Below are 14,917 nucleotides of genomic sequence, written 5' to 3'. Positions count from 1 at the left end.
ATGCCACGAATCTGGGACTCGATCCAGGTGACACCGTCATGAGACAACCGAGAAATCCCAGGCCGACGAAGATCGATATGTCACGCGGTTTGGGACCGTACAGGTCTGGTATGGATCTCATCCCCTGAACAGATGGCTGAGCTGCGGGAGTTGGCGGGTTCGCGGGATGTGCCGGCTGTCGTGGCTCTTCGCGCACGGATCGTGCTGTGGTCGGCCGGGGGGGCGGCGGCGCAAGGACATCGCCGAACTCGCCGGTGTGGCACCGCTGACGGTGGACCGCTGCAAAGCGCGTCATGCTGAGCCGGGTGTTGCCGGTCTGGAGGACAAGCGCCGGGGGGCCACGAACCCAGGTGCCGCCTCGGGCGCGGGCCCGGGTGATCGCCTTGACGAGGATGTCCCCGCCCGCGGATTCCGGGCTCTCGCACTGGTCGACGCGAACGCCGGCCGACCGGAGGAAGGCCACCGACATCGGTTGTCGATCCGCACCGCCCGTGGCAGAAAGCCGAAGCAGTCACCGGCTTAGCCGGAGTCGATGCACCGGAACTTCGGGGCGAGGCCGGCGCCCGCTGCGTCACCCGGAAGGTTTCACGTCGTCAAGGGGGCCGTCATTCTTCCGCGTCGCGGACCAGGAGCGCGATCTGTACCCGGTTCTCGACCGCCAGCTTGGCGAACAGGTTGCCCGTGTGCGCCTTGACGGTCGCGATGCTGATGTGCAGCCTCCGGGCGATCTCCGGGTTGCCCAGCCCGTCCGCGATGGCCCGGGCGGTTTCGAGTTCTCGGTCGGTCAGCGCGGCCAGCCGTTTCCGTGCGGCTTCGCGGGTCAAGTCGCGAGCGTAGGAGGACCGTGGACCGGTGGCTGCGGCGATCACCCGTGCCGTGGCCGCTGGAGACAGTACGGGGTTGCCCTCCGCGACGGTCCGCACCGCGTCGAGAATCCGCGGCGGTGGGGTGTCTTTGAGGACGAACCCGAGTGCTCCTGCTTCCAGCGCGCCGAGCACCAGAGCATCGGAGTCGAACGTGGTCAGCATGAGCACCCGGGGTGGCGCCCGGCGGGTGAGGATTTCCCGGGTCGCACTGAGACCGTCACGGCCGGGCATCCGCACGTCCATCAGCACGACGTCCGGCCGCTGCTCATCCACCACGGTGATCGCGGCGTCCCCGTCGGCGGCCTCCGCGACGACGGTCAGGTCCGGTTCGCCGTCGACGACAAGCCGCAGCACCACGCGTACCAGCTGGTCGTCGTCGACGATGACGACGCGCACCGGCTCCCGCTCGCTGTCCACTCATGTTCTCTTTTCGTGGGTGGGGTTCGGCCAGGGTAGTCGTGCGGTGAGGACGTATCCGTTGTCGGGTGTGGGGTGATGGTCGAGTGTTCCGCCGGCGAGGGTGATTCGTTCGCCGAGGCCGAGCAGGCCAAATCCCGACGCCGGCGGTCGCACGTCTTTTGTGATGGCTGGGGAGTTGCGGACACTGACCTCTAGTTTGTCGCCTTCTGCTCCTTCCAGGGTGATGTGTATGTGTGCGCCCGGGGCGTGTTTAGCGGCGTTGGTCAGTCCTTCTTGGACGATCCGGTAGCAGGTTCGCCCTACCACATCGGGCGGATCTGCCGTCAGGCTGGTGGTGAGTGTGACGTCCAGCCCGGATGCGCGGGCGTCGGCTGCCAGTTCGGGGATGCGGTCGAGGGAGGGCTGTGGTGGTTCCGGGCGGGTCGGGTCGGCCCGGAGAACACCGAGGACATCCCGTAGTTCCTCCAGGGCTTGATGGGAGCCGTCGGCGATGGAGCGGACCAGCACGCGGTTCTCCTCGGCTGTGAGGTCGCCGCGGTGGCCCAGCAACCCGGCCTGCATGGCGACCAGGGAGATCCGGTGCGCGAGCACGTCATGCATCTCGCGCGCGATCCTGTTGCGTTCCAGGGCCCGTGCCTGCGCTGCTCGCGCGGTCTGTTCCCGTTCCGCGCTCTCCGCCCGGTCCCGCAGGGACCGCACTTCGGCACGCCGCGCGCCGATGGCCATGCCCACGGCCGCCGCGATGCCCGCGGTCAGTGCCGAGAACGCGAGCTGGACCCACCACGGGCCGGGCGGGCTCGGACCCTGAACCGGGTAGAGCCCGACGGCGAACTGTGACGCGGTCACGTAGGCCAGCCCGACGACCCCGATCTCCACCGGACGCCGACGGGTGGAGACCGAACCCAGCGCCACGAGCGCGGCGCCGGTGGCGAGTGCAGACGCGGTCGACGCGATCGCGACCGTCATGGCGACGGCGAGCGGGAACCGCCGCCGCCACACGAGCGCCGTCAAGCAGCCGAGCGCCACCAGCGGATCACCGATCAGGAACCAGGAGCCCGTCCCGGCCGCCTGCCACTTCAGCAGCACACCGGTGGCGAGCCAGACCGGTATGCCCACAGCCGCGGCCGCTGCCAGCCGCCAGGTCTGCGGCCACCACCCGAGCCATGGTGCAACGTCCGTGTCCACCTGGCCATTATCGCGACACCGCATGTCCGGCGAGTCGGACCGAGGGATGATACGCCCTGGACCAAAGTCGAATGACCGTCTCGCCTGTGGTCGAAGCCCTTCTAGCCGTCGGGCTGATGTGGAGGCCGCGCCGCACGGACAGACTCCTTCACGTGCCGAGACAACCGGACACGAGACGGAGAAGCGCGATGCGCGAGGGTGGCTTCGGAGCCCTTGAGGCGGTGGGGATGGTGGTCACGGCCCTGGCCGCCCAAGCGGTGATCCACGGTCTGCTCAACCGGGACTCCGAGCTGCTGTGGGGCATCTTCGACTGGGTCCCGGGCGGCCTTGCCGGCCGGGTGACTCTTCTCGGATCCATCGCGCTCGTCGCGACGGTGCTCGGTGGCTGGGCACACACCCACCGGCAACCGGACGCCGGGCGGCCCGGTGATTCCGGAGAAATCCACTGCCGAGAAACGGCCTGACGCAATCCGGCACGCGGTCAGGTCCTGTCCGGCCGGCCTCCACGGGCCGGCAGGACCTGACGGCGGGCGTTCCGAGCCCTCGTTCCGGCGCCCCCGTGCGCCCCTTCAGGAAGGACATCAGATGCGCAGAACCCTTTCCCTCTCCCTCGCCCTTGCCGCCACCGCGGTTGCGGTGACCGCGATTCCGGGAGTGTCGGTGGCGACGACGCCGGACACCGTGCGGTGGGGTCCGTGCCCGGAGGACATCGCCTCGCCCCGTCTCCAGTGCTCGACGCTCGAAGTCCCCCTGGACTACCGGGATCCCGACGGCCGGCAGATCGAGATCGCGATCTCGCGACTGGCAAGCGAGAACCCCTCGCAGCGCCGCGGCGTGCTGCTGACCAATCCAGGCGGCCCCGGCGGTACGGGACTCGACTACCCGGCCCTTCTCGCCGGCTCAGGGCTGCCCCAGAAGGTGCTGGACTCCTACGACGTGATCGGCTTCGACCCGCGCGGCGTCGGCCGCAGCGCGCCGGTGACCTGCGATCTGACGCCGGAGCAGCAGGCACGCCGTAACTTCCCGCCGTACGCGCACACCGCGGCCGATGTCGCGCGGGAGGCGAGGTACGCGCGGACCGTCGCCGAGCAGTGCGCCACCTCGCGGACGGCATGGATGCTGCCGCACACCACCACCGCGAACACCGCGCGCGACATGGACCGGATCCGGGTGGCGCTGGGCGAGCCGAAGCTCTCGTACCTCGGTCATTCGTACGGCACCTACCTCGGTGCGGTGTACGCGACGATGTTCCCCAAGAGCAGCGACCGGGTCGTGCTCGACAGCAACCTGGGCCCGGGCGGGTACGACGTTACGGCCATGCGGTTGTTCGCCCGTGGAATGGAGGACCGGTTCCCGGACTTCGCGGCGTTCGCGGCCGCGCGTCCCGAGTACGGTCTGGGCACCACGCCGGAGCAGGTGACCGCGAAGTTCTTCGACCTGGCGAAGCGGTTGGAGGCGAAGCCGGTCCAGGGCATCGACGGGACGTTGTTCCGCGGGATCACGTTCGAGTACCTCTACAGCGATGCGACCATGCACCTGCTGGCCGTCACCTGGCAAGCGCTTGAGAAGGACCGGCCTCCGCCCACACTGCCGTTGCCGGAGAACATAGAGAACAGCTTGGCCTCCCGCCTTTCAGTGATATGCGGTGATACACGCTGGCCGGGGACGGTCCGGGACTATCAGCGCAACGTCGCGGTCGACCGGCTGAAGTACCCGATGCTGGGCGGGTCCACGGCCAGCATCGGACCCTGCGCGTTCTGGCCGGACAAGCGGGTCGAACCGCCGGTACGCATCGGTGACCGGGGCCCGTCGAACGTGCTCATGGTGCAGAACGAACGCGACCCGGGGACACCGCTGGCCGGCGCCCAGAAGCTGCGGAACGCGTTCGGGAAGCGGGCCACGATGGTGACGGCCGACCAGGGCGGACACGGCGTGTATCCGTTCGGCCCCAACACGTGCGCGAATGACGCGGTGACGGCGTTCCTGACCACTGGGCAACGCCCGTCGCAGGACCTCGCCTGCGCGGCGGAGCCGAGTGAGTGAACGGGAGTCCGGACATGTTCAAGGAGTAGCTGGGTCCAGGCAGTCCGAACGCCAGGGAGTTGGGAACGGTAGGGCCGCGGCATACCAGAAGGGTCAGACCGCCATAACGCGCCGTACTTCCCGGACTGCTGAGCCCGAGCCGCCCTCGAACTACGGGTCGGCGAATTGCATCTGACCGTTTACCACGTCCCTTACTGGCCGGCTTGTGTTCCGAGTCAAGAATTCCGTGTGTATGTGTAGCCTTGTTCTATGGCGCGGATGGGGCGGCCGAAGGCCGAGTTGACTCTGTCGGATGAGGAACGACGCCGCACTTGAGGGATGGGTGCGGCGTCGTTCCACGCCGCAGGCGTGGGCATTGCGGCGTCGGATCATCCTGACCTGCGCCGAAGGCACTTCCAACAAGGACGTGGCCACTCAACTCGGGTCCACACCACGAGCGGTGGGCCGCTGGCGGGCCCGGTTCGTGCACCATCGAATCGCAGGTCTGGGTGACATGCCACGTCCGGGTGGCCCCGGGACGGTGAAGGACGACCAGGTCGCCGTGGTCGTCACCAAGACGCTGGAATCCACCCCGAGGAACGCGACGCGCTGGTCGACGCGATCGATGGCGAGAGAGATGGGCCTGTCTCAGTCGTCGGTGTCCCGGATCTGGCGGGCGTTCGGCCTGCGGCCACATCGCTCGGAGACCTTCAAGCTGTCAACCGATCCGTACTTCGTCGACAAGGTCCACGACGTCGTCGGTCTCTACCTGGACCCGCCCGAACGGGCGTTGGTGTTCTGCGTGGATGAGAAGTCGCAGATCCAGGCCCGGGACCGGTCCCGGCCCGTGCTGCCGATGATGCCCGGTGTTCCCGAGCGGACCACCCACGACTACGACCGCGCCGGCACCACCACACTGTTCGCGGCCCTTGAGGTCGCCACCGGCAAGGTGATCGGCTCCCTGCACCGCCGACACAGGGCCGAAGAGTTCAAGAAGTTCCTCGTCAAGCTCGACAAAGAGGTGCCTGGTGACCTGGGTGTCCACCTCGTCTGTGACAACTACGCCACCCAGAAGGCACCCGCCATCAAGAAGTGGTTGCTGACCCACCCCGGTTCCACCTGCACTTCACGCCAACCGGCTCGTCCTGGCTCAACCTCGTCGAGCGATGGTTCGCCGAACTGACCAACAAACGGATACGGCGAGGTGTCCACCACAGATCCGTCCGGGCCGTCGAGAAGGACATCCGCGTCTGGATCGCCACCTGGAACACCGACCCGAAGCCCTACGTCTGGACGAAGACCGCAGACGAAATCCTCGAACGCCTCGTCAGTTATCTGAATAGAATTCCTGACTCGGAGCACTAGAGGAGTTCACCGGCCGGATCAACCACGCCATCATGCACGTGCACCTGTAGTCGCCCTCGTATTTCTCCGCATCGTGCGGCGGAGCACCCTTGACAATCGTCCGCCAGTACATCGAGCAGCAAAACATCCGCTCTGAAGTGCACGTCAGAGCACCCATGAAATGCATTCATCCCCGGTGTGAACGCCGGGGCTTTCTGCAAGAGTCTCGGTAACAACGGACGTTCTCCGTCTGCTTATGTCGGGACTTGGCCATCAGCAGGAATGCCGCGGCCTCGCCCGGGTAGGTCAGGGAGAAGTACCGCCACTGGTCGAGGTCCCAGCCGGTTCGACGACCTGATGCAGTTCGCATGTGACCGGTGGCACCTTCTGTTCGGTTCAGCTGACGACTCCGCGTTCCCATGCCCAGGCCGCGATCTCCACACGGTTGCGGGCCGGCAGTTTGTCCTGGATTCGGCTGAGGTGGGTCTTCACCGTGCTGAGGGAGAGGGTCAGCTGCTCGGCGATCTCGTTGTTCGTGTGCCCGCGGGCCACTAGGCGGACGATCTTGTGTTCCTGAGGGCTCAGCCGTTGCGCGGCGGCCGCTGCTTTCTCGGCGTGCTGGGGCGGGCTCAGGTGCTCCAGCAGCCGCACTGTGACGGACGGTGAGATTAGGGAGTCGCCGGCGGCCGCAGCATGTACCGCTTCGATCAGCAGCCGGGGGCCGGAGTTCTTGACCAAGAATCCGTTCGCGCCGGCGCGGAGTGCACCGTAGACGTACTCGTCGAGGTCGAAGGTGGTCACGATGACGATCTTTGTGTCGTCCGCCACGTTCCCTGGTGCCTGCCGCAGTCGCCGGGTGGCTTCCAGCCCGTCCAGCTTCGGCATGCGGATGTCCATGAGACACACATCAGGCCGTAGCCGGCGCACCATCTCGACCGCCTGCACCCCGTCGGGCGCCTCCCCGATCACGGAGATGTCGTCGTGCCCCTCCAGGATGAGGCGGAAGCCCGTCCGCACCATCTCCTGGTCGTCCGCGATCACTACGGAGATACTCACCGCGGTTTCCTGTCTGCCCATTTCACGGGTATCGAGGCGGAAAGTTCCCAGCCGCCCTCGGGCATCGGGCCGCTGCTGAGTTCACCGCCGAGTTCGACGACGCGCTCCGTCAGGCCGACCATGCCGAACCCGCTGGGCCGGAACCAGGACGGACCGCGCTGCTGGCCGGTCGCGTTGTCCCGAACGCGGATGACCAGTCGGCCTGCCTCAACTTCCAGCCGCACCTGTACGGCGGTCGCGCTGCGGGCGTGCTTACGGACATTGGTCAGTCCTTCCTGGACCAAACGCTGTACGGTCTTGGCGAGTTGGGGCGGCCAGTCATCGGCTTTCACCTCGTCGACGATCTCCAGCGAGGTGCGCTGTCCCGCCGAGTCGGCGCGCCACACGAGTTCCTTGATGCTCGTCATCACGGGCGTCACCGTCGCCTGCGCCGCGGCGGTCTCCGACGTGCGCAGAAGCCCGACCATGCGGTTCATCGCCACCAGACCTTCCTGGCCGGTCTGCTCGATGTTGGCGAACAGCTTCCGCGCCGTCGCGGGATCCCTCTCCGCGGTGTGTTCACCGGCCTGGGCCTGAACGACGATGGCGGTGACGTAGTGGGCCACATGATCGTGTAGATCGCGGGCGAGGTCCAGCCGCTCGGCTCGCCGTACGTCCTGCGCCGCTGACCGGCGTCTGCCATCCTCACTCCGCAGGTAGCCACCCAGCAGCGCGAAGGCCACTGGCATGAGGATGAACAGGCCGTTGACCTCCCTGAACACCGGCAGGTCCGACAGTACCGGCGCACGCTCCTCCGTCCGCATCACCGCGGCGAAGAGCGGGATCGAGGACACCACGAGCAGTGTCGGTCGTGCGTAGCGGCAGGTCAGGCACAGCAGCGCCAGAAGGCCGCACAGCTCCGCCCAGCCAGGGGTGCGCTGGAGGAACGTGCCCTGCACCAAGGAAGTGGTCAGCAACGAGGAGGTCGCCACGAGGACGGTCAGCCCGCACGCGACCACGTGCCGACCCGTCCTGTGCACCCCTGTCTGCACCGCCGCAGTACCCAAAGCCAGAGCTCCGCTCGCCAAGACCGCCAGGCCGACATGCGTGCGGCTCACCACGGATGCGTCGAGCAGGAGAAGCAGTGCGCTCAGGCCCATCATGACGCTCGGCCCGGCAGCAGGGCGGTGGGGGATGCGGAGCATGAGGAGGAGCTTAGCCCGGATGCACCGGCTGATTTCGGGGTGGTCGTTTCGGGGTTGTGCGGGCCGTGTTGGGGTTGTACGGGCCGTGTCGGGATTGAGTGGCGGATTCGGGCGTGGGGTGGCCGCTGGTCTGCCCAGCTCTTCCACTTGTCCGCAGGTTTCGGGCCCTTTCGGGCAGGTCGGTCGGGCAGCGTCAGAGGGCTGGTGGCGCATGCACCGTGCTGAAGAGCGGGGTGAAGTCCGTGCTCCAAGGTCGGCGTTCGGGCAGGTGCAGGGTGAGGCGGCGGGCCGAGCGGGCCAGGCGGGCGGGCACGTTGATCAGGTGGTCACGGATGGTGGCGGTGGTCGCTCTGGCATGGAACGTGCCGGCCAGGGCACCGGCGGCGCGAGTCAGGTTGTGCGCGTGGGCGAAGGCGCTGTTCTTGACATCCGCGATCACCTGCTCGACGACGGCGTGCCGTCGTTGATCACGCTCGGCGTCCTTCAAGGAGAGCGGGGAGTCGGTGAACGCGGCGTGGTAGCGCCAGGTGTCAAACAGCGTGCCCTGTCCGGCGGGGAGGGTGCCAGTGCCCAGGCGTTTGACGCATCGCACGATCAGACGGGTGGTGACCTGCTGCTTCTTCGGCTTGGACGTGAACGCGGTGTAGCCGGTCTCGGCTTCGTACTTTCGGCCGACCCCCACACGGCGAATTCCGCCTTCTGACCGAACCGGCCCGGTTGTTTGCCGCCAACAATGGTTCACGCAAGAGGAGCGAACCATCTATCAACAGGAGTTGCCGTGACGTCCTCCAAGGCTGGCCCCTTCGCCAAGTTGCTGCTCACAGCCGGAGCCCTGTCATTGACTGCCGTCACCGGCTGCGGTGTGTTCGGAAAGAGCTGGGACGTCAAGCTCGAAGTGGTCGGTGGCGGCAGCGGGAACATCAGCTACGCCTTCTCCGGCGACAACGACGGTAAGTCGGAGACCGGCCAGAAGCTGCCCTGGAGCAGGTCCCAGAACGTCGGCTTCGGCTTCAACGACGTCAGCGTCACAGACGCGGAGCCGGGCACCGCGTGCCGTATCTACGTTGACGGAAAGCTTAAGGACGAGCAGCGGAAGCCAGATGCCAAGGGCGGGGTCTCCTGCTCCGTGAACCTTCAGGACTGAGCCAGCGGCATCGCCGTGTGCGCGAAGTCCTCCCGGCGATCACCGGTGGCTCGGGCTTGTGTGCCCGAGCCACCGGTGTGCACGAGTTGTTGAGGTGACTCCCATGGTGTGGACACTCTGACAATAGATCTCGTAGATCCGAGGAAGGGTGTCCTGGTGGGACGCAAGTCTCCGTATCCGGCGGAGTTCAGGAACGACGCGGTGGCGCTGTATCGGGCGACGGGCCGGAAGCGTACGTACGCGGCGGTCGCGGCCGATGTGGGGGGACCGGCGGGACGTTGTCAGTTGGGTGCGCCAGGCCGACGAGCCGGCCGGCCGCGGCACGCGCGGCGGACATGCCTTGGAGAGCCGGGACGAGGAACTGGCCCGGCTGCGGGCGGTGAACAACCGCCTTGGCAAGGCCGGGAAGGAATGGGAACCCGAGCGTGAGAACCTGCGCCGGGCGGCCCAGTATTTCGCTGCGGAGATGAAGGCATCACCGGTCGCTGGGACTTCATCTGCGCCCACCGCGCCGACTTCGGCGTGAAGTGGCTGTGCCGGGTGCCGCAGGTGTCGCGGTCCGGCTTGTGCCGACACCTGACCTCGGCTGAGTCCAGGGTGGCCAGGCGGCGGGACGAGGAGGAACTCGTCGGCGAGATACGCGAGATACACGCCGGCCACCAAGGCACTACGGGGTCCGGCGCGTCCATGCCGAGCTACGCGGCTTCGGGCACACCGTCAACCGCAAACGCGTCGAGCGGCTCATGCCGACCAACGGGGTCGAGGGCCGTCATCTGGGGCGCCGCAAGCGCACCACTATCCCGGACCGGCTCGCGCCACCGGCACCGGACGTCGTCCAACGCGACTTCACCGCCCGGCAGTTGAACGAGAAGTGGTGCGGCGACATCACATACGTGCAGGCCAGGTGACATGCAGGTCGCCAAACGCGGCGGCGCCCAGGACGACGGCGCCTGAGCGCGAGGGCCCGTCTTTCGGATCTTGCCGGGTACCGCGCCGCCCGGCACATACCCTAACGGCCGACCAGCGCCGAGCGCAGCAGGTCGTGGTCGAGGGCGTGCGTGGTGATGCCGTCGCGGCCGACCACGGTGGTTCGCCGATACCATCGCGTTCACAATGGTCTCCTCTGTGCTGTCGATGACGGCGTCGAAGAGTAGGTCGATCACCACGTCGCTGACCGTGCGGACACCGATCTCGTCCTCGGCCGGCGTGCCGAGGCCGACCGCGGGCAGCCCGTCGTTGCCGGTGGCGAAGGCGAGCAGCAGGTCTCCGCTGTTGTTCTCGCCGGTGCCACCGGTCCGTCCGATGGCCAGGGCGCCGCGCTGGGCCAGCCGTTCGCACTGGTGTGGCAGCAGCGGGGCGTCGGTCGCGATGATCACGATGATCGAGCCGCTGCCAGCCATCGCACGCCGCACCCCGTCGTACGGGGAGGGCACCACGTCGGTGGGGATGCGCTCCCCCACCGGTACGCCGCTGACGCGAGCCTGGACGGACAAGGACCCACCCCCCGACCTTCAGGCCCTGACCGACGCGGTTACCACCGGACACGGCACTGACCTCTCTACTGCCGGATTTAACGAACTACCGGTAGGCATCAGGCGTCGTACTTGACTGGCCTCGCGGCCTCGCCCGTATCCATATCCTGCGCACACACCCTGGCGGATGAGATGTCACCGCGATAGACGATGACGGCCGCTGCGAGGCCGACGGCCATGCCGAGAGCGGTCTGCGGGCCGAACGGTTCACCGAACATGAGCGCTCCCCAGACCGCCGTGACCGGGGCCATGAGGAACATGAGCGTGTTGACCTTGGTAACTCCAGAGCGCCTCAGGATGAGCCAGTACAGCCCGTATCCGCCGAAGGTCGACAAGGCCACGAGCCAGGTGATGGCGGCCCAGAACGAGATCTCAGCGGGCGGCTTCGCGACTCCGGCGCTCACGGCAAGTGCCGTGAAGATGACGGCACTGGTGGTGCAGTGGACGGTCATCGACACCAGGGGCGCGACCCGCGCGCGGGAACGGCTTTCGAGAAACGTGGCCGCCACCAGCGAGAACATGCCGAGGAAGGGGACGAAATAAGCCCACCGGGCCGCGCCGGTGCCAGCCGCGGCATCGGCCATGGTGACGATGACGACCCCGCCCACCCCCAGGCACAGACCGAGCCACTGCTTACTCGAGACGTACTGACGCAACAAAGGTCCGGCAAGTGCTCCGGCGACGAGGGGCTGGACGCCGTCGATCAGGGCTGTGGTGCCGCTGGAGACCCCGAGTTGGATCGCGTAATAGACAGTGAACAGATAGCCGCTCTGCGACAGCACGCCGATCACGGCCTGCCGGGCGACGACCCGCACCGCGAGGCCCCGCCACCACGTTCTGGAGACGGTGCCAATGACGATCAGAATGAGGGCCAGCGGCAGGAACCGCCACATCAGGATCGTGACCGCGGACGCACTGCCCGCGCCGAGCTTTGCCCCGATGAACCCGGAACTCCAGCACAGCACGAAGGTGATCGAGAGCAGGAAGTTCACGTCTCACCTCCACTAAACATATCGGTATACCCATCAGTCACTATACAGATCGGTATACTCTTGAGGTATGGGCACTACCGAGACGCCGCGACGGATCACGATGACGCCTGCCGCACGGCGCGTCCTGGAGGCCGCTGCGAGGCTGTTCTACGAGCGCGGCATCCATGCCGTCGGGGTGGACCTGATCGCTGCTGAGGCCGGGGTGACGAAGAAGACCCTCTATGACCGGTTCGGTTCCAAGGAGCAGATCGTCGTGGAGTACCTTGCGGATCGTGATGAACGCTGGCGGGCCTTCCTCGCCCAGCACCTCGACGCCGCACAGCCGGCGTCGACGGCGCGCGTCCTGGCCGTCTTTGATGCCTCACGCGCATGGTCGGCGAAGAACAGTTCCAAGGGGTGCAGCATGGTCAACGCTCACGCCGAGATCAGCGATCCGTCCCACCCTGCCTACCCGATCATCACCGGGCAAAAGCAGTGGATGCTCGCCCTGTTCACGGACCTCGCCGGGGACATCACCCCGGACGTGGGCAGCCATCTGGGCCGGACGCTCATGCTGCTTCACGAAGGAGCGCTCGTCGCCCACGGCCTGAACATCTTTGCGGACCCCATCAGCCATGCCCGCGAACAGGCACAAGCTCTCCTTGCCGCCACGGAGGACTCAACAGCGAAGCGGCCAGGCGACATCCAAAAGGATCGCTCCTGAGTGCCGAAAGAGGGGAGAACAGCGCACGGTTGGAATAAGCTCCCTCCGCCAGTAGTGCAGGGACGTCGGTCCGGCTGCTGCCCTGATCCGGAATCCGTCACCGCCGGTGCACCCGGACGGCACCTGATCCCCGGAGTCCTGAAGTACTTCGCGTTGAACAAACGGATCAAGGACATCGTGGCGTGGGCGAACCAGGAGGCGAAAGCCCGAGATCTGTCCGAGCAGATCACCCCGAGGACCCGCACGGAACCATCGGCTTGGCACGGTTCCGCCGCAGTCTGGCCTGGCATATCGCCCGCCGTCCAGGCGGGTTGATCGCGCTCGTCATTCAGTACGGCCACATGCGCACCGTGTTGGATGCTCGGACTTCCAGTGGGTACAAATCCTGCAGCCGCAGCGGCAGTCACTGAACCTCTTTCATCTTGAATAGTCGAAGGACAGCAGTACGTGGATGGCTTGGACGGTGCGGCTGATGCGGCGGGGTGGAGCAGCATGCTCGTCGCATGATGTGCCAGGACGTGAGTCGGGCGAAGGCTCGTTCGCCGGGGGCTCGCAGCCGGGCGTGGTCGCGGTTGAACTGCTGGTAGTGCGCGGGCTGTTCGTTGTGGTGGTAGTAGGGGGTGCGGACGGTGGCGCCGGCGCCCTGGTCGGCGCGGTCGGCCAGGATGAGGATCTGCCGGTCAGGCATGCCTGGACAATGCCGTGGGCGTGGGCTGCGGTCAGGTCGTGGGTGCGGTCGGGCCGCGCGGGAGACCACAGCGGTATGCCGTCCGGGGCTGCGACGACCTGGACGTTCATGCCGTGCTTGCGATGCTTCATCGAGTACTACGGCTCGTCCGCCTTGATGCGCTCGGTGGGGATGAGGGTGCCGTCAACGATGATGAGTCTGCGCCAACGGGAGCATCACCTGCGCCATGAACCCTCAACGCCCCGCCGTACCCACGTAGCCATCAGAGCGTCTGACCAGCCTCGCGCTGCCACCGCTTGTACTTGCCCCGGTGCTGCTGTTCCTGACGTCGGGCCAGGCCGTTGCTGACCAGTACACGGTGAACGGTCGCCCGCGATGGGGCCGAGGGCACCCCAGCGCGATCAAGCTCGTGGGCGATCCGGCGGGCTCCCCACCGCGGGGGTCCGGCGCATCTCGCAGGCCAGCGCCTCGGCTTCGGCCGGCAGCCGTGCAGGGTGGCGGGTCCGCTGCCGCTAGGGGAGCCGCTCTTTCCCCTCCCCCACACGTAGAGGTCGGCCCCCTCCACGGGTCAGATGCGGAGGAGAAGATGCGTCGCCCCCGCTATCCCTCGGACACCTCGAACGCGGAGTGGGCTTTGATCGAACCGCTGTTGCCGCCGCCGGCCTGCAAGACCTCCCGCGGCGGGCGGCCGGAGAAACATCCCCGCCGCGAGAGCGTCGACGCGATCCGCTACGTCGTCGACACCGGCTGCACATGGAGGGCCCCTACCTATGGATTTCCCTCCCTGGCGCACAGTTTGGGGCTTCATGGCCCGCTGAGCGACGGCCGGGATCATCGGACAGATCCGCGACGTCCTCGCCGGCAGGATCCGACGGGAGATGGGCAAAGGACTCAGAGCCGGGGCCACTATCATCGACTCGCAGTCCGTGAAGGCGGCCTCGACCGTCGGCAAGGACTCCCGAGGCTACGACTCGGGCAAAAAGACAATGGCCCCAAGCGCTATCTCGTGGTCGACACCCGCGGCCTGCCGCTGCTCGTGACCGTCACCCCCGCCGATCCCCACGACTCCGCCGCAGCCAAGGAAGTCCTCTTCCGCCTCCGCCTCCGCCTCCGCCTGATGCACCCGGAGATCACCAGATCCTCGGGAATGGCTGCGGAGTGTCGGGCGTGCTCGGGGTCGTGCCAGTACGTCGTGGCGCACGACGCGGTCGGCGACGGACTCGGGCATGGGGTTGGGCTTGTGCCAGATCATCGGCGCGGTGGATGAGTCCGACGCGGTCGACGCAGCCGATCGCGTACCTCCAGGGCATCCGGAACAGCGACTTGTTCGGCACGCTCGTGGTGAACTTGTGCCGCTTGGGGGCGTACTGGGTGCGGTCGCGCCCGGAGGGGCACCCCGCAGGCGCCGCCCTGGACGGCGCCGCCGGGTGCCCCGTGGTACTTGTCGCCGGGCAGCACGAACTTCGACCCGGAGGGCTTGAGGACGCGGGCCCATTCCGCGGTGCACGCCCACATCGCCTCCCAGGTACTCCTCCGGCGAGGCATCGCAGCCGATCTGCCCCGCGAGGTTTTCGCCGTCGCCGCCGTAGGAGCGCTGGGCGGAGTACGGCTGTGAGGTGACGATCAGGTCCACCGATGCGCGCCCATCGAGGCCCGCCAGGTACTCAAGCGCCGCCTGTCTGACGTCATTTACCGGATCATGAAACGCGGCCACTCGTGTCCGGTGGTCGCGGCAGCCCGACCGGTGTCAGGCACCACGGCAGACAGCCCGCACCTGCGCG

Annotated in this window: 12 protein-coding genes and 5 pseudogenes; 9 read left to right on the top strand and 8 right to left on the bottom strand. The window is 67.3% G+C overall.

The features are described 5' to 3' along the window. Positions 1 to 605: 605 nt before the first annotated feature. Complete coding sequence (locus ACFVT5_RS39625) at positions 606 to 1,283, bottom strand: response regulator (RefSeq protein WP_389898593.1); 678 nt, start codon at positions 1,281 to 1,283, stop codon at positions 606 to 608. Further along, positions 1,284 to 2,471 (bottom strand): sensor histidine kinase, encoded by a 1,188-nt coding sequence (locus tag ACFVT5_RS39620; RefSeq protein ID WP_389898590.1) that lies wholly within the window; start codon positions 2,469 to 2,471, stop codon positions 1,284 to 1,286. It abuts the gene before it with no gap. A 188-nt stretch (positions 2,472 to 2,659) separates the two neighbouring features. Between ACFVT5_RS39620 and ACFVT5_RS39615 the strand changes: the two genes are divergently transcribed. The 4 genes and pseudogenes from ACFVT5_RS39615 to ACFVT5_RS39600 form a co-directional block, all read left to right on the top strand. Further along, positions 2,660 to 2,935 (top strand): hypothetical protein, encoded by a 276-nt coding sequence (locus ACFVT5_RS39615; protein ID WP_389898587.1) that lies wholly within the window; start codon positions 2,660 to 2,662, stop codon positions 2,933 to 2,935. A 121-nt stretch (positions 2,936 to 3,056) separates the two neighbouring features. After that, the gene (locus ACFVT5_RS39610; protein WP_389898584.1) at positions 3,057 to 4,514 is read left to right on the top strand and encodes an alpha/beta hydrolase; all 1,458 of its coding nucleotides are present in this window, start codon (positions 3,057 to 3,059) and stop codon (positions 4,512 to 4,514) included. 249 nt (positions 4,515 to 4,763) lie between these two features. After that, a pseudogene (locus ACFVT5_RS39605) lies at positions 4,764 to 5,858 on the top strand (IS630 family transposase). Between the two features lie 50 nt (positions 5,859 to 5,908). Then, positions 5,909 to 5,980: pseudogene (locus tag ACFVT5_RS39600) on the top strand (IS200/IS605 family transposase); the annotation flags it as partial. A 253-nt stretch (positions 5,981 to 6,233) separates the two neighbouring features. Here the strand turns inward: ACFVT5_RS39600 and ACFVT5_RS39595 are convergent. From ACFVT5_RS39595 to ACFVT5_RS39585, 3 genes are all read right to left on the bottom strand, one after another. Then, positions 6,234 to 6,914: a response regulator gene (locus ACFVT5_RS39595; RefSeq protein ID WP_389898581.1), complete on the bottom strand. Its 681-nt coding sequence runs from the start codon at positions 6,912 to 6,914 to the stop codon at positions 6,234 to 6,236. After that, a complete protein-coding gene (locus ACFVT5_RS39590) occupies positions 6,890 to 8,077 on the bottom strand; it encodes a sensor histidine kinase (RefSeq protein ID WP_389898577.1) in 1,188 nt (395 codons plus the stop codon). The genes ACFVT5_RS39595 and ACFVT5_RS39590 overlap by 25 nt, the downstream gene beginning before the upstream one ends. Before the next feature lie 193 nt (positions 8,078 to 8,270). Continuing rightward, the gene (locus ACFVT5_RS39585; RefSeq protein WP_389898575.1) at positions 8,271 to 8,759 is read right to left on the bottom strand and encodes a hypothetical protein; all 489 of its coding nucleotides are present in this window, start codon (positions 8,757 to 8,759) and stop codon (positions 8,271 to 8,273) included. Positions 8,760 to 8,855: 96 nt separating this feature from the next. On the opposite strand from ACFVT5_RS39585, the gene ACFVT5_RS39580 reads away from it, so the two are divergent. The 3 genes and pseudogenes from ACFVT5_RS39580 to ACFVT5_RS39570 all read left to right on the top strand — a co-directional run. Then, positions 8,856 to 9,221 carry an MmpS family transport accessory protein gene (locus ACFVT5_RS39580; protein WP_389898572.1) on the top strand — a complete coding sequence of 122 codons (366 nt, stop codon included), beginning with the start codon at positions 8,856 to 8,858 and terminating at the stop codon, positions 9,219 to 9,221. A gap of 289 nt (positions 9,222 to 9,510) precedes the next feature. Beyond that, positions 9,511 to 9,747, top strand: a complete 237-nt coding sequence (locus ACFVT5_RS39575; RefSeq protein WP_389898569.1) for a hypothetical protein — start codon at positions 9,511 to 9,513, stop codon at positions 9,745 to 9,747. Positions 9,748 to 9,895: 148 nt separating this feature from the next. Then, a pseudogene (locus tag ACFVT5_RS39570) lies at positions 9,896 to 10,129 on the top strand (IS3 family transposase); the annotation flags it as partial. 189 nt (positions 10,130 to 10,318) lie between these two features. Here ACFVT5_RS39570 and ACFVT5_RS39565 read toward each other — a convergent pair. Both ACFVT5_RS39565 and ACFVT5_RS39560 read right to left on the bottom strand, forming a co-directional pair. Then, positions 10,319 to 10,714, bottom strand: a pseudogene (locus tag ACFVT5_RS39565) (P1 family peptidase); the annotation flags it as partial. A gap of 98 nt (positions 10,715 to 10,812) precedes the next feature. Next, complete coding sequence (locus ACFVT5_RS39560; protein ID WP_389898566.1) at positions 10,813 to 11,745, bottom strand: DMT family transporter; 933 nt, start codon at positions 11,743 to 11,745, stop codon at positions 10,813 to 10,815. 67 nt (positions 11,746 to 11,812) lie between these two features. On the opposite strand from ACFVT5_RS39560, the gene ACFVT5_RS39555 reads away from it, so the two are divergent. Continuing rightward, complete coding sequence (locus ACFVT5_RS39555) at positions 11,813 to 12,448, top strand: TetR/AcrR family transcriptional regulator (RefSeq protein ID WP_389898564.1); 636 nt, start codon at positions 11,813 to 11,815, stop codon at positions 12,446 to 12,448. Positions 12,449 to 12,865: 417 nt separating this feature from the next. On the opposite strand, the pseudogene ACFVT5_RS39550 reads toward ACFVT5_RS39555, so the two are convergent. Then, positions 12,866 to 13,330: pseudogene (locus tag ACFVT5_RS39550) on the bottom strand (transposase family protein); the annotation flags it as partial. Between the two features lie 392 nt (positions 13,331 to 13,722). Here ACFVT5_RS39550 and ACFVT5_RS39545 point away from each other — a divergent pair. Beyond that, positions 13,723 to 14,403, top strand: coding sequence for a transposase (locus ACFVT5_RS39545; protein ID WP_389898562.1), 681 nt, complete (start codon positions 13,723 to 13,725; stop codon positions 14,401 to 14,403). Positions 14,404 to 14,917: the final 514 nt, after the last annotated feature.

Source organism: Streptomyces sp. NPDC058001 (genome assembly GCF_042886315.1).
GTDB lineage: Bacteria > Actinomycetota > Actinomycetes > Streptomycetales > Streptomycetaceae > Streptomyces.
Note: the sequence above shows the minus strand (reverse complement) of the source record. Positions and strands in the feature narration are given on the sequence as shown.

What these genes read in the sequence shown, in the direction of transcription:
- ACFVT5_RS39615 (WP_389898587.1), top strand. Translation starts at nt 2,660, where the DNA reads ATGCGCGAGGGTGGCTTCGGAGCCCTTGAGGCGGTGGGGATGGTGGTC.
- ACFVT5_RS39610 (WP_389898584.1), top strand. Translation starts at nt 3,057, where the DNA reads ATGCGCAGAACCCTTTCCCTCTCCCTCGCCCTTGCCGCCACCGCGGTT.
- ACFVT5_RS39595 (WP_389898581.1), bottom strand. Translation starts at nt 6,914, where the DNA reads ATGGGCAGACAGGAAACCGCGGTGAGTATCTCCGTAGTGATCGCGGAC.
- ACFVT5_RS39590 (WP_389898577.1), bottom strand. Translation starts at nt 8,077, where the DNA reads ATGCTCCGCATCCCCCACCGCCCTGCTGCCGGGCCGAGCGTCATGATG.
- ACFVT5_RS39555 (WP_389898564.1), top strand. Translation starts at nt 11,813, where the DNA reads ATGGGCACTACCGAGACGCCGCGACGGATCACGATGACGCCTGCCGCA.
- ACFVT5_RS39545 (WP_389898562.1), top strand. Translation starts at nt 13,723, where the DNA reads ATGCGTCGCCCCCGCTATCCCTCGGACACCTCGAACGCGGAGTGGGCT.